This window comes from Aquimarina mytili, assembly GCF_016735115.1.
Taxonomy (GTDB): domain Bacteria; phylum Bacteroidota; class Bacteroidia; order Flavobacteriales; family Flavobacteriaceae; genus Aquimarina; species Aquimarina mytili.
Map to the genome: position 1 here is coordinate 287,099 of NZ_JAERQJ010000003.1, position 13,817 is coordinate 300,915.

Here is a 13,817-nt window from a genome sequence, read left to right on the forward strand (position 1 = left end):
ACTAAAAAAACAATAAGAAAACGATGAGGAAAACCGTAACGCAAAAGTTGAAATTTCAAGGATTTGAGTTGTTCAACTATTTTTCTAAACCAGACATCGAAAAGGGGAAAAATACCCCCGTTGTCATTTAAAAATTAGGGGTACGTTTGCCGCTTTGTTTTTAAAAAATTGAAATCAGTCACTAATCCATAATTACTATATATGAAACATCATTTCTTAGGTTATGTATATTTAATACTTAGCTTGTTATGTTTACAAACTACCATCGCCCAATCGGGTTATTACGGGGGCTATGGTACTGCAATTAAGGCGGCTCCCACGGCTGCCAAAGCTACCAAAGCCAGGGGTGCCAGTGTGGATCTTACCACTGGAACAGTACAACAGTCTGTACCGATCTACACCATCAAACAAAATGGAGTGAGTTGGCCAGTAGGGCTGCAATATCGATATACCGGACTCCAGGTGATGGAAGAACCCTCACCCATTGGACTGGGTTGGGGACTAATCGCTACCGGGATGATCTCCAGAGAAGTGAGAGGTTTGCCCGATGATCACCCAAAAGGCTACCACGGGTCAGAAGGCTTAAAAACCAGCATCCTGGATCCTTATTATCATTTTGATCCTAATAATAGCCCGGGTACCGGGGGTAAGAAGGTAATGAAAGAACATCATGCCTATCTACTGGCCAATGGACTTATCGATGGAGAGCCAGATCTGTTTACCGTCAATGCCGGAGCATTGAGTTTCTCATTTAAGATCGGGATCAACGGGCAACCGGTACTCTTATCAAATCATAATGTAGTGGTTAACTTTGGATGGGATCAGATCGAAGTGATCGATGCCGAAGGGGTGAAATACATCTTTGGAGCCAAAGAGATCTTTGATCCCTACGAGCCGGATTTAGGAGTTATCCCTATAGCCGAAGGGGACTATTATACCTACCCGCGTAGTTGGTATTTAACGAGTATCCAACCGCCTAATACCACCCAACAGATTACTTTTGAATATCAAAACCAAACCGACAGGGGGAAGGCTTTTGTACCTAAAATATATTCGTTTAAGTCTTTATCCTCGGAGTTTTTATTTGATCAACCCGAGTCATCAAACCGCAGATTTGATCCCTATATCTATCCTCATGTTCGTATGGATATAGATATCACAACCCCAATAGTAACTAAAATCAACTTTGCTGAAGGATCTTTAGAATTTCATTTAGAATCAGGCACTACAGGACGCTATTATAAGTATAATCGTATTACACTCAAAGATTATAACAATAATATCATTAACAACTATGACTTGTATACCCAGCGATCAAGACGTTTGCTGACCGAGATCAAAAAGAATGATCAGTTAGAGGTTCGCTTTGGGTATTATGACCAGGATGATCCCCGTGCGATTCCTGATTATGAATTTGATAAAGAAGAAGCCACCCTTGGGATGGATAGATGGGGGTATTATGCAGACAGACAACTGTTTTCATATGAAACAGACCCTGTGATAAGAGATTATCCATATCTTAAAGGAACGATACAAGGCGCCTTACACACCATTACCGGTAAAGGTGGTGGACAAACTAAGATCGAATACGAATTAAATTCATATGCTCAAGGATATGGAGGGCTTCGAGTAAAGAGCATCGAAAATTGTGGGGCGGCCACCGGTCCATGTACCCAAAAACAATACGACTATAGTACAGATGAGTTGGGCTCTAGCGCCCAGATCAATTCTGTGGTTCGTAATGCAAACAGTGCCGATTATGTTGGACCACCTAAACCGATTTATTATACCCAGGTCAGTGAGCGTGTAGTATCCTCAGATCCCAATGAAGAGCTTCATAACGGGAGAACGGTCTATACCTTTGAAGCTCCTGAGGTATTTGAGAATATCGAGGACTTTAGTGATTCTGTAGGGCATAATGAGGTTCCAAAAGGTGAAGTTGAAGGGGATATCCGAATTAAATCGATCCGTACCTATAAAGATATTGATGGTACTCCACAACCTACCGAACAATTACTTACCGAGCAACGCTATGAGTATATACCAGTGCAGATGGATAGAGATACTTTTGGAAATTCTCTGGACCCTAATTATCCGTACGGACTTAAAGTGCGTTCAGGCAAAGGAATCAAACGCGATATGCCGATGAATGAATATTTTCAAAGACGACTTGATGAAGGTTCAATACCCTATCTTGGACTTCCACTTTTAATGCATGATTTTCGTGAGTATTACCGCAACCGTACTCAAGCAGAGTATCAGGACTATACCGTAGAATTAATTCGTAGAAGTGGAGTGTTAGAAGGAACTTATTTGCACAAACTTTTAATAGAATATACCAAAGGTGTAGGCACAGCTGCGGCTGATGAAAATAAGCTGTTCACCATACAAAGCTATAAAGAAACTAACATCCAACCACTACAAAAGCGAGTGATCAGCAGAACCTATTCGGATATCGATCCTAGCCAGTATACCGAAAATACTACAACATATGAGTATGATGAGTATCATCAAATGATCGGGCAAACCCAAACCAACTCCAAAGGAGAGACACAAGAATCGAGCTATTACTATCCGTATCATCCCGATATTAATAATACTCAGTTAATGAGTGCACATCGTATGGCTTCACCCGTTAAAACCGAGACCTTTATCGGGACCAAAAAACAAGCTACCGCTGTAGTGAATTTTAAGACCACTACTAATGGATATTATATGCCTTCTATCATACAAGGCGCTAAAGAAGGAGCTCCCTTACAAGATCAAACGATCTATCATAAATACGATGCTAAAGGAAATGCTTTAGAAGTATCCCAGGGGAAAGGCCCATATACGGTTTATATCTGGGGGTATAACGATTTGTATCCCATCGCTAAGGTTGGTAATGCCACTTATACCGAGGTAGCAGCATATGTAGCCGACCTTAAAGCCAAATCAAATGCTGATACCGATCGTACACTAGGTTATACTGGAGCCGAAGGTGCGCTGCGACAAGCCCTGGATGCCCTTCGTGATACACTACCTAATGCGATAGTGACCACCTATACCTATGATCCGCTTATTGGACTCACCAGTACAACCGATCCAAGAGGGTATACTACCTATACTGAGTATGATGGATTGTATCGTTTGCTACATACCCGAGATGAAGAGCATAATATCATTAATAAGTATTATTATAATGATAGTGGGATACAGTATGATCCCATCGTAGCGAGTATCATATCTGATAAAAACTGGATGTATACTAGTACCACTTTACCGATTATATCTGAAGTTAGCGGAGGTTCTTCCCGATTTGCCTACAGCTGGAAGCTGACCAAACCGGGTATGGCGCCAGAATACTTTAGCAGTTCTAATTTTACGCTTCATGCAGGGACTACCCATGGGATGGCCGCCATAGAACTGACCCTTACCGATACCATTACCGGTAAAACCAAGGTGATCAACAAATCGATTAGTATTTATCCACCGCTTTCGGGATCGGCTGGTCAGATTTCAAGACCTGCGAATCATGCTATCAATACGACGGCTTCGTTTAATATCACTCCAAGTGGGGGGTCAGGAAGCTATACCTATAGCTGGACCATCAGTGGGCGTGCGGGGACCTATACCAGCAGCCAAAAATCCTTCGGGCTGTATATGAACTATACCTATTATGGCAATGTAAACATACAATGTGTAGTGCGTGATACCAAGACCGGAGATACAGAGACGCTAACTACCACCATGAATGTATACGATGGTTTTTGGACGGCTTCTATAAACACCAGGCGTCATAGTTCACCTACGGGAACCAAAAAACTTGAACTATTAGCCAAAGCAGGCAGTGGTTCTGGTAACTACAGCTATAAATGGTATGTCAACGGAAACTATAAGGGAAGCTCATCGAGTTTGTTTATTACCCTAAGATGTAGTGGTCCAAGATCAGAAACCGTAAAATGTATTATCACCGATAATATTACCGGAAAAGCGCCTTATAGTACCCGAACCTTTAGTATAGGGGACTCAGAATGTAGTAGCTCTGGCGGCGGTGGAGGCGGAGGTGGAATCGGGATTTCACAACCTGATAACAACCAATAACCCCAAACCCACTACAAGATGAAACAAAGAGATAAAAAACACAGTTTGATGAATACGATATTCAAAACCATAATATATACCATAGGCTTGCTGCTTAGCATAAGCACTACCTACGGCCAGGGATTAGTCCCGTCTGAAGATCAAAACTATGTCATGGCAGTACAGGCACAAGCGCCTTTTACTACAGCCAATGCCTTAGAGACGGCCCCCGAAGATCAAAAAATCCAAACCATCACCTATTATGATGGGTTGGGTAGAGCGATACAGCAAAATGCCATCAATGCCTCGACAAATAATAACGATATTATTTCTCATATCGAGTATGATGGGCTGGGTAGACAGACCAAACAATACCTGCCTTTTGAAGCGACAGGAGTACCAGGGAGTTACAGAGAAGTGAATATCCACCAGGATATTAACGCCTATTACCAAAACAAATATCCTGATGATTTTGCAGGAGTAGCGCTAGAAGATGTCAATGCCTATAGCGAGACCATCCTTGAGGCCTCCCCTTTAAATCGTGTAGAAGAACAAGCGGCACCGGGAAAGAACTGGAAGTATACCCGTCATAAAGATCCGGTATATGCCAGTTTTCCAACCGATATCAGCTATGTAAAGAACTGGAGTGCCTCAGAGGTATTGGATCCGTTTCCGCCGGCATATAGTGCTGTTGATTTGGATAATGTGGTGGCCATAAACATAAACAATGCAGAACTGAAAGTGATTATATGGGCGAAGCCAGCATTAGGGATCGAGGCATTGTCTACAGGAAAACTTCGAAAAATAGAGGTCTATCCTGAGATCGAATATGCAGATCTGGGGCAGTTGACCGACATTAACGATATCCCAATCGATTATAGAGCCAGTATCGAGAACAACTATCTGGTGATTACTCCGATAAATGGTACCCCAAGACCATTAACGAATGGAGTAAGGATAAGAAGTACCCATGATCTTAGCTATATCCAATACATAAAGGAGTATAATGAATATGTGACTAACGAGCACACCGTAAAATCTGCCTATGGTCTTAATAAAGCGGCAGAAGTATTACGTTTTGATATCACCATCACCAATGGTATCCCAACGGTAGTACCTAATGGTAGTTATGGGGCAGGAGAGTTAAGCAAAAGTATCGTTAAAAACGAAAACTGGACTCCTGCTGATGGGCATAACAAAACCGCAGAATCCTTTACCGATAAAAACGGCAAGGTAGTTTTAACTAGAAGTTATAATAATGGAGCGGCCATAGATACCTACAACGTTTACGACGATTACGGCAACCTTACTTTTGTGATACCCCCAAAGGTCGATACTACAGACGGAGTATCGAACACTGAGCTTGCCGAAGTGTGTTATCAATACCGATACGATGAGCGTAACCGTCTTGTTGAAAAGAAAGATCCGGGTAAAGGCTGGGAGTATATTGTGTATAACGAGCTTGACCAACCGATACTCACCCAGGATGAAATCATGAATGCAAAAGACCAATGGCTCTTTACGAAGTATGACGGATTAGGTAGAGGGATCTATACCGGGATGTATACCGACACCCGAGATCGACCGGCATTACAACAAGAGGTGAATACCCTAACTACCCTCTGGGAGGGGCGAGACGCCGCAATCAATATCGGTGGGACTACAGTCTATTATAGCAATACAGCCTTCCCAACTACCAATATCGAGCTGCATAGTATTAGTTATTATGATGATTATAATTTTGATATCCCAGCCGAGCTTGCCAATCCAGGGACTGTAGATGGTGAGGCGGTGACTAACCGTACCAAAACCCTGGCTACCGGGAGTAAAGTACGGGTGTTGGGGACCAACGATTGGACCACTACAATACCTTATTATGATAAAAAAGCACGACCGATCTATGCAGCCAGCAAAAATGAGTATCTTAGTACTCTAGATATCGCAGAAACTCAATTAGACTTTGCAGGCAAAGTGATCCAAAGCAAAACCACCCATACCAAAGGCAACAATGCAGCGATTATAATCATCGATAGGTTTACCTATGATCATATGGGTAGAGTGCTTACCCAAACCCAACAGATCAATGATCAGCCAGTAGAAGTAATTGCCAGTAACGAGTATGACAACCTTGGGCAATTGGTAGCCAAAAACATTGGAGGTGGCTTACAGCATGTAGATTATAAACACAACATACGCGGCTGGTTAACAGCGATTAATAATGGAGATACCGCTAATGGTGATTTGTTTGGGTATAAGATGGAGTATACTACTACCCAAAACCCACTCTATAACGGAAATATAGCCAAGACTTCTTGGAAATCGACTAACGATAACCAAGAGAGAAGTTATACTTATACCTATGATGCCTTAGATCGATTAACAAGCGCGATTAGTAATGATGGGAAGTATGACCTTACTGGTATTACCTATGATACCATGGGGAATATCCTAACCCTGGATAGAAAAGGGCACCTAGATACCAATGCTACTACCTTTGGGGAGATGGATAAACTATCTTATACCTATGAGCCTACAGGTCATAAACTGCTAAGCGTCTCTGACGTTGGGAATACCACCTTTGGCTTTAAAGATGGTAATACCATAGGCAATGATTATGAGTATGACCAGAATGGTAGTATTACTGCAGATAAAAATAAAGGGATTATCGATATACAATATAATCACCTGGATCTACCGGTAGAAATTGTTTTTGATAGCATTATACCCAAAAAGATCAGTTATGTTTATGATGCTATGGGTATCAAGGTTAAAAAAATCCTTAATGATAGTGGTATTATTACTACAACAGAATATGCTGCAGCACAGTATAAAAACGGGGAGCTAGAGTTTATGGGACAACCGGAAGGGTATATTGAACCTTCAAATACTGGGTATCAGTATGTTTATCAGTTCACTGATCATCTTGGAAATATACGACTATCTTATAGTGATAAAGATGGTAATGGTAATATTACTATAGATGAAATCGTAGAAGAATCGAATTATTATCCCTTTGGGTTAAAACACAAAGGATATAATGGTATGATTAACGGGCGTTCTCACCAATACAAGTACAACAATACCGAACTCGAAGAAGGTTTAGGGCTTAACTGGTACGAGATGCCGCTTAGATCATACGACCCAACGATAGCACGTTGGAACAGGGTTGATCCTGTAGTACACCATGGTCTATCGACCTATAACGCCTTTGATAATAACCCTATTTATTATGCTGACCCTAGTGGAGGGAATAGTGAAGCAGAAAGCCCATGGAATAGAGATAATAGAGAAAATACTCTAGATAGTGGGGCCCGTGGTAGTTTTGGGTTTAATAGTGTTGCAGGTGGTGGAGGAATACATTACAATAGTTATACAGGTCAATATGAAGATAGGATGGGTAGAGCCGTGTCTCCAGGAGAGGCTTTAGCTTCTTGGGGAATCTCTACAGATACTAATAGTAGCGGCTTATCTGGTGTAGGCATGCTACAGAGTGCACTTAATTCTTTAGGAAATGATTATACTGTTAGAGCTTGGAGTGGTACAGATCCAAAATATGATCCTAGGTACCCACATACTAGTGGCAGACAAGAGTTAGATGAAGTGATTATTACCACAAAAAAAGCAGGACCTAGTTTAGATGATACAACCGGTAATGGATTAGGATTTAGCCTTTCGTTTATGAGAGTAAATCGTCTTTATTATATTAGGAATGTTGAAAGCCTTAGAGATCAATTTAGAATAGCCCCAGGTATTTATGATTACACGGGAGGTATAGAGGCAAGAACTAGAATTAAAGATTTTGTTAGAGCTAGAATGACTCCATTTCCTACTAATGCTTTTTTGGATAAGTATTTTAATAATGCCCCTAAAAGCGCAAAACCAAGATTTTGGTTAACTAATAGATGGGTAAATGTAGGATCAAAAGCAGCTGGAGTGTTAGGAGCGGTCACAATTACATATGATGCATACGGTGTTTATAATTATTATACTGATCCAAATGGTAACTCTCATGTAGTTCATCCTGGTATTTTTACTGGTGATTTATTAGCTACTGGTGCATTGTATTATGGAGGACCAGTGGGAGCATTTGCTTTTGGTATATATCAAATAGGTAAAGCCGCACACAATGGTACAATCAGATCAAGTGAATACAAGAGAGATTGGAATAGAACCTGTTTTATTGCTGGGACAAAAATTATTATGAATGATGGTAGTACTAAAAATATTGAAGAAATTATAGAAGGAGATGAAATTTTGAGTGTCAACATGGAAACAATGCAAATAGAATCTGATATTGTTTTAATTGTTCCTAAGAAAGACGAAAAATATAACAAGATATATATGCGATATGATAATGGGAAAGAGAATATATCTTCGGCACACCACCCATTTTATGTAAAAGGAAAAGGTTGGGCCGTTTATGATATCGAAATGGCAAGAAAGGATTTAACATTTGAGGTAAAACAAATTGAACTAGGTGATGTTGTTCTGTATCATTCAGAAGATGGAACTCTTAAAGAAACAAAAATATTAGAGCTTACTGATTTAAAAGAAGAGGCATTAATGTATAATATTAAATATGTGAAAAAGAATAATACATTCTTTGCAAATGGAATACTAGTTCATAACAGATTTATTAAAAATAATGAAAAAAGCAGTAATAAATAACAATACGCTTATTTTTAGCGGTACTACAAAGGACGATTCAATTTTTTTTAGGCAGAAAAAATTCAAATTACCTTTAAGTGATATAAAAGTAATTGGGGTTAAATTCGGAATGCTTTTTGACGACGATTATTCAGTTATAGTTTTTGTATCAAAAGAAAATAGAAGGTTTTTTTTGGGATATGAATACTTTGAAAAAGATACTATTGAAATACTAAATGATAAATTCAATATTGATCTAGTTAATGCAGTTTCAGAACATCTTGAATATGAGACCAATCAATTTAGAAGTGAAATTTTATTTCCATATCAAAAAGTTGGGAAATCAATATTTAAGGACAAAAATATTATCTCTTCGATATATTTATTTTTCGCCAAAATGTTTCTAATATTAAATTATGCTGATGGCATCTTGTCTAAAGATGTAAAAGATTTATAGGTACCTGATAACTCAGATTTGTAAGCTGAGATAGATTACATAGTTTAAAAAAGCCACAATATTAAATGTTGTGGCTTTTATACTTCATTGAAATAGATTAAAGCATATTTCGAAATATAATAACAAAATTTATGTTTGTATAGTTTCTTTAATGAGATGGCTTTAAGTAAATTAATCTTTTTATGTTTCTATGCCTACAATTTTTATTTATTCTTAAAGTCGTGTTATGAAATTAATATTGATGTATTCAAAAAAAATCATTACTCCCGAAAAATGAAACTAATACATGGTATTTTCGCTTTTCTAGATGCATAGGTTTATATGCAATGCTCAAAAAACCAAAATTAATAGCATTGAAGAATCAACAACAAATAGTATACAAAGTCTTAAGGCAATGTATAGGAATGCAAAGGATAGATATTCTAGATCTATTATTAAAAATTGAGATGTTATTATCCTATACTTCTGGCACTTTAACTAAAAATGAGATTAAACATCTTATTGATATCGATAAAGATGTTAAAGAGGATTTAGATATACACTCGTTTACAGTCCTTCCTAATGGAAAATTTTGTCAGTGTATAGGTGCAAACGATTGGCTTTACATCTATAAAGAACAAAAGAAAGGAATCTATAAATGGAAGATATTCGATACCTATTATTTTAAAATTAAGCACCCTTTCTCAGAGATTACAAAACTTACTAAAAAGAATTTGTTAGAAAACTTTCAAGGCACAAGTGAAGAGGTAGACATTAGAGATTTTCTAACAAAAAACAGAAGTATTAAAAAGAAGAAATTTATTAGAAAACTATTAAAAGTAAATCTTCAAAATACCGGCGATTATCAAGCCTTAACCTAATTAAACATATGATGTGACTACTACATAAAAAGGGAAAATTAACTTAAACACATCATTTATGGAACATATGAATGTATTCCACAGGATATTTCATGGGGATCTACATCCATTAACTAATCAAAAGACAAAAGAATACTATCTAACGTATCTTGAAAATAAAGAACATGATGAATTAGGAAGGTGTGATTTTATAGATTTGAAGATGACCAACACTAGTACTATCACTTTAAAATTTTGGTATTACCAAAGTTTGTTCAATCATACTCTGCAAAATATTAAGTGGGATTTACACAAAAAGTTATTCTCTCTAGATAAAAAAGTTGAGGATATAGATAATCTTATAAAAAATTACCAGAACTATGTTTTGAACTATATGAGAATTATAGAACAAAACTATTTATCAGCTGAAGATAGGAGATCAATATTTAAAATTTCTGAAGAAAAAACTAATACAGACATTTTTAAAATTTTATACAAAACATTAGATTCTATATTGCTTTTTTTAGAAGAAACTTTTCTTAAGTATATAGATAAATCTTTGGATATTCCTTACCAACAAAGGTTATGGTTTGCGCATCAAAATCAGGTCACAATAAATACTATACAGGATAAAATCCCCAGTCTCAAGGTTCCAAAAATTGTTAAAGATGAAATACATCAATTATTGTCCAAGATAAAGGACAACACAATTTCGGATCTTACTTATGAATCCAAAGAATATTATTCAACCTTTATAAAAGTTTTAGATCATCTTTTTAATAAAGAAAAACTTCCTTCCAAAGAACAACTATATGAGGTGCTTATTAGTTTGGATTTTAATACGTTTAAGATTTTCTTTTTTATGACTGATGACATTAAAAACAAGATCAAAAGCTTAAAAAATAATGAGGATAAACTAAAACTGTATCGAGAATACTTTAAAAAAGTCAAACCCATTGTAAACACTATTCCCTATCGATTAAATCCAAAACTGCCACCATTAAGAAAAAACCTTTTAGATTGGATCACCGAAGAAATAACTTTTTATGAAGAGCTTATAAAGTTTGATAAATCAAGAGTATTAGAAGAAACCTTCAATAACAGGAAACTTTTAAAGGTTTCGGTGCCAGAAGTTTCTTTAATCACAAAATTGCTATATGAATCTAAAGTAATTGATGGTCCTAGAACTGAATTGTTTTCATTTCTCTCAAAGACTTTTAGAACAGAAAAAGCAGCTCTAATTTCATCAGAAAGCTTAAGTAACAATTATTATTCGGTAAGTGAAAGTTCAAAAAGATCAGTAAAAAAGATACTCAAAGGGATGCTTCTTCAATTGGATCAAATGAAGGGAGAATTATAGTTATTTTTCTTTAAATAGGTGTAAACAGTTATGATCATACAAAAAAGCTAATAATTGCTGTAGCATTCGATACGAAAATCCATCCATTTCTAACAATTCAGATCCTTTGATTTCTAATAACTTTTCGAGTGTGTGAATGTTATGTTTTTGCATGAATGTTTTGATTTCTTTGGACAGATCTAAATTTTCTATGGAATTTTTTAAAATAAGGGGTTGCATTAGGGTGATACTTATCAATGACTATATAGTTGCTTAGGATGACAATATACCATTATCTCCCTCAAATATCGAATTTATTTTTAATTCAATTCATTGTTTTTCAATTGATTAAAATTTAAACCAAGGATTGTAAACCCCTTTACCACTGTTTTAATATGGTCTTAATGATTCTCTTTGTCCCAAATAAGTTTTAATAAAGGAAAAGTGTCAAAAGATAAAAAGATTGATTGGTCCAAAATAGACAGAAATAACCTACCACATGGTGATTGGATTGTTTCCCATAAAGATTCCAAAAACAACATCATTTTAATATCTCGTGATGATTTTCTCGAACAGTTAGAAATTAGAGTTAACAATTAAGAATATGGAAATAATTGTATTTGAATCTGAAGCATATCTCAATTTACAACGAGAAATGTTACAAATAGTAAGAACTACCATACGTGAAGCTAAAGAAGAAGCATTAGCGAATATGGATCCCGCAAACGATTGGTTATCTCCCGAAGAGGCAAAAAGTTTATTAGGAATAAAAAGCAAAACAAAACTACAAGAACTACGAGATTTTGATGAGATTTTATACTCTAAAGCTGGTAAAGTTATTCGCTACTCTAAAACTAGTATACTCGAGTATTTAAATCGACACATTGTTAGGTAAACAACTGTAAACAACTACTACTATGCTTACACTTGAGGAACAATTGGTATTTCTAGAAGCATCCTGCGATCAAAAAATCCGACTATTAGAGCAAATTAGCGAACAATTCGGAGAAGTAAACAATGAAATTTTTACAACACAAATTGATCATACAATGTTCTGCTATGAATCCGTCATTACTTCCATTCGAGAATTACAAAACATAAAAAGTAAATAGAAATGGAACCTACCCCCGTACAATTGAATTATGATTTTGGTAAACTGTTTACAGCAACAAAATCTTATATAGATAATTATAATAAAGATAATTTTGAATTAAAGAGTCGTATTAATGCAAATCATAGGGCAACTGCAGAACTGATTACACGACTGTATGCCAAACAATTAAATAAAGCCATATCCCGGGGAGACTCTTTTGAAGACGGAATTCCAGGCTTTAAAACCTTTAATCCTAGTTTAGCATCTTGTAAAGGTTGTACAGTAAGAACCATTATCAATCACAAGGATCGATTAAAAGCTTCAGGGTTTATTATTAAAGAAGTCCATCATGGTAAAACAGGGATAGAATTATGGATTAATCCATTAATTTTTGATGAAAGAGTGAAAAAAATTCACCCATTAGTTCAAGAACATCAAGAACAAAAGAATAATAATAGTGATGTTAATTGTTTAATAAATGTTACTGGAACACTACAGGAACATCACAAGAACACGGAGGAAAGTCGGATTTCCAATTTCGATAATGCGAAAGCAAATGAGTTGGAACCGACTTTTTTACAAGGGTTGGTTAATAATTTTTGGAAGTACGCTCGTTCAAAATTGTTCCCAGATGATATATTTTCTAAAGAAGAAGAATTAAAAGTACTGGAAAATATTACAACAACCATTTACAGAAATTTTGAGGTCAAAGGGAGTTACAAAGATTGGAAGGACTATCAGGACGGCTTGTATGAAAGGGTTGAGATGGTAAAACGATGGTTAGACCGAAATCCTTATCGATGGATACCCTCTGCTAATCTATATTTTCACCCACATAATAAGCGTAATAATTTTAAAAACACGTATCAATGGTATTTAAAACAACAAAATCTCAAACGAAATATCCGAAATCGAATACTTATACAAAAAGCAGAAAAAGAATGGTTGGATCATGATAAAGGAGAAGGTAAACATAAAGGCAAAAGTCGTTTACAATTATTTCGTTTACAACTCAAACGCCTTGAATCTTATGGAGATAAGACATTACTCAAAGCTTATGAAAACAGTTTACAAAGAACACTATCTAAAAAAGTAACCCAATGATTCCTTCCAACCTATCTAAAATAGCATTGTCCAAATGCATAGTTTATTTCAAAGATGGAAATTGTGGTACTTTTTACTCTTTAGATAAAAGCCATAGGAATGCCAGACCCAATAAAATTTTAGGGCTAAAAAGGTTGGAAAAAATGCTCTTCCAACGTTTTAAAGGGAAGTGGGAAACAGCGATCATCTATGAAAACCAACCCAATGGTAGAGAAATTGCTAAGTATCGAGAAGGCATTAGGGTATATTGAATTTGTTTTGGTTTTATGCTTTTTT

Annotated in this window: 11 protein-coding genes; 10 read left to right on the forward strand and 1 reads right to left on the reverse strand. The window is 36.4% G+C overall.

All coding sequences use genetic code 11. The features are described from left to right. The first annotated feature begins 201 nt into the window (after window positions 1-201). The 5 genes from JJQ60_RS08630 (at window position 202) to JJQ60_RS08650 (ending at window position 11,365) form a co-directional block, all read left to right on the forward strand. Complete coding sequence (locus JJQ60_RS08630; protein ID WP_201918703.1) at window positions 202-4,083, forward strand: hypothetical protein; 3,882 nt, start codon at window positions 202-204, stop codon at window positions 4,081-4,083. 48 nt (window positions 4,084-4,131) lie between these two features. Further along, window positions 4,132-8,730 (forward strand): DUF6443 domain-containing protein, encoded by a 4,599-nt coding sequence (locus JJQ60_RS08635; RefSeq protein WP_201918705.1) that lies wholly within the window; start codon window positions 4,132-4,134, stop codon window positions 8,728-8,730. Next, window positions 8,708-9,166, forward strand: coding sequence for a hypothetical protein (locus tag JJQ60_RS08640; RefSeq protein ID WP_201918707.1), 459 nt, complete (start codon window positions 8,708-8,710; stop codon window positions 9,164-9,166). The genes JJQ60_RS08635 and JJQ60_RS08640 overlap by 23 nt, the downstream gene beginning before the upstream one ends. Before the next feature lie 353 nt (window positions 9,167-9,519). Beyond that, window positions 9,520-10,026 carry a hypothetical protein gene (locus tag JJQ60_RS08645; protein WP_201918709.1) on the forward strand — a complete coding sequence of 169 codons (507 nt, stop codon included), beginning with the start codon at window positions 9,520-9,522 and terminating at the stop codon, window positions 10,024-10,026. 58 nt (window positions 10,027-10,084) lie between these two features. Continuing rightward, window positions 10,085-11,365: a hypothetical protein gene (locus JJQ60_RS08650; RefSeq protein WP_201918711.1), complete on the forward strand. Its 1,281-nt coding sequence runs from the start codon at window positions 10,085-10,087 to the stop codon at window positions 11,363-11,365. On the opposite strand, the gene JJQ60_RS08655 is transcribed toward JJQ60_RS08650, so the two are convergent. Further along, window positions 11,366-11,518, reverse strand: coding sequence for a hypothetical protein (locus tag JJQ60_RS08655; protein WP_201918713.1), 153 nt, complete (start codon window positions 11,516-11,518; stop codon window positions 11,366-11,368). Between the two features lie 270 nt (window positions 11,519-11,788). On the opposite strand from JJQ60_RS08655, the gene JJQ60_RS08660 reads away from it, so the two are divergent. Genes JJQ60_RS08660 through JJQ60_RS08680 form a run of 5 tightly spaced genes read left to right on the forward strand, consistent with a single transcriptional unit; the run spans window position 11,789 to window position 13,792 of the window. Beyond that, window positions 11,789-11,944, forward strand: coding sequence for a hypothetical protein (locus JJQ60_RS08660; protein WP_201918715.1), 156 nt, complete (start codon window positions 11,789-11,791; stop codon window positions 11,942-11,944). Window positions 11,945-11,948: 4 nt separating this feature from the next. Continuing rightward, window positions 11,949-12,239 carry a helix-turn-helix domain-containing protein gene (locus JJQ60_RS08665; RefSeq protein WP_201918717.1) on the forward strand — a complete coding sequence of 97 codons (291 nt, stop codon included), beginning with the start codon at window positions 11,949-11,951 and terminating at the stop codon, window positions 12,237-12,239. Between the two features lie 22 nt (window positions 12,240-12,261). Further along, entirely contained in the window at window positions 12,262-12,456 is a 195-nt protein-coding gene (locus JJQ60_RS08670; protein WP_201918718.1) for a hypothetical protein, read from the forward strand. A gap of 2 nt (window positions 12,457-12,458) precedes the next feature. Beyond that, window positions 12,459-13,541 (forward strand): hypothetical protein, encoded by a 1,083-nt coding sequence (locus JJQ60_RS08675; protein ID WP_201918720.1) that lies wholly within the window; start codon window positions 12,459-12,461, stop codon window positions 13,539-13,541. Next, window positions 13,538-13,792 (forward strand): hypothetical protein, encoded by a 255-nt coding sequence (locus JJQ60_RS08680; RefSeq protein ID WP_201918722.1) that lies wholly within the window; start codon window positions 13,538-13,540, stop codon window positions 13,790-13,792. The genes JJQ60_RS08675 and JJQ60_RS08680 overlap by 4 nt, the downstream gene beginning before the upstream one ends. Window positions 13,793-13,817: the final 25 nt, after the last annotated feature.

Excerpts from the sequence above, each read along its gene's own strand:
- JJQ60_RS08630 (WP_201918703.1), top strand. The coding sequence starts at position 202 with ATGAAACATCATTTCTTAGGTTATGTATATTTAATACTTAGCTTGTTA.
- JJQ60_RS08635 (WP_201918705.1), top strand. The coding sequence starts at position 4,132 with ATGAATACGATATTCAAAACCATAATATATACCATAGGCTTGCTGCTT.
- JJQ60_RS08640 (WP_201918707.1), top strand. The coding sequence starts at position 8,708 with ATGAAAAAAGCAGTAATAAATAACAATACGCTTATTTTTAGCGGTACT.
- JJQ60_RS08650 (WP_201918711.1), top strand. The coding sequence starts at position 10,085 with ATGGAACATATGAATGTATTCCACAGGATATTTCATGGGGATCTACAT.
- JJQ60_RS08655 (WP_201918713.1), bottom strand. The coding sequence starts at position 11,518 with ATGCAAAAACATAACATTCACACACTCGAAAAGTTATTAGAAATCAAA.
- JJQ60_RS08665 (WP_201918717.1), top strand. The coding sequence starts at position 11,949 with ATGGAAATAATTGTATTTGAATCTGAAGCATATCTCAATTTACAACGA.
- JJQ60_RS08670 (WP_201918718.1), top strand. The coding sequence starts at position 12,262 with ATGCTTACACTTGAGGAACAATTGGTATTTCTAGAAGCATCCTGCGAT.
- JJQ60_RS08675 (WP_201918720.1), top strand. The coding sequence starts at position 12,459 with ATGGAACCTACCCCCGTACAATTGAATTATGATTTTGGTAAACTGTTT.
- JJQ60_RS08680 (WP_201918722.1), top strand. The coding sequence starts at position 13,538 with ATGATTCCTTCCAACCTATCTAAAATAGCATTGTCCAAATGCATAGTT.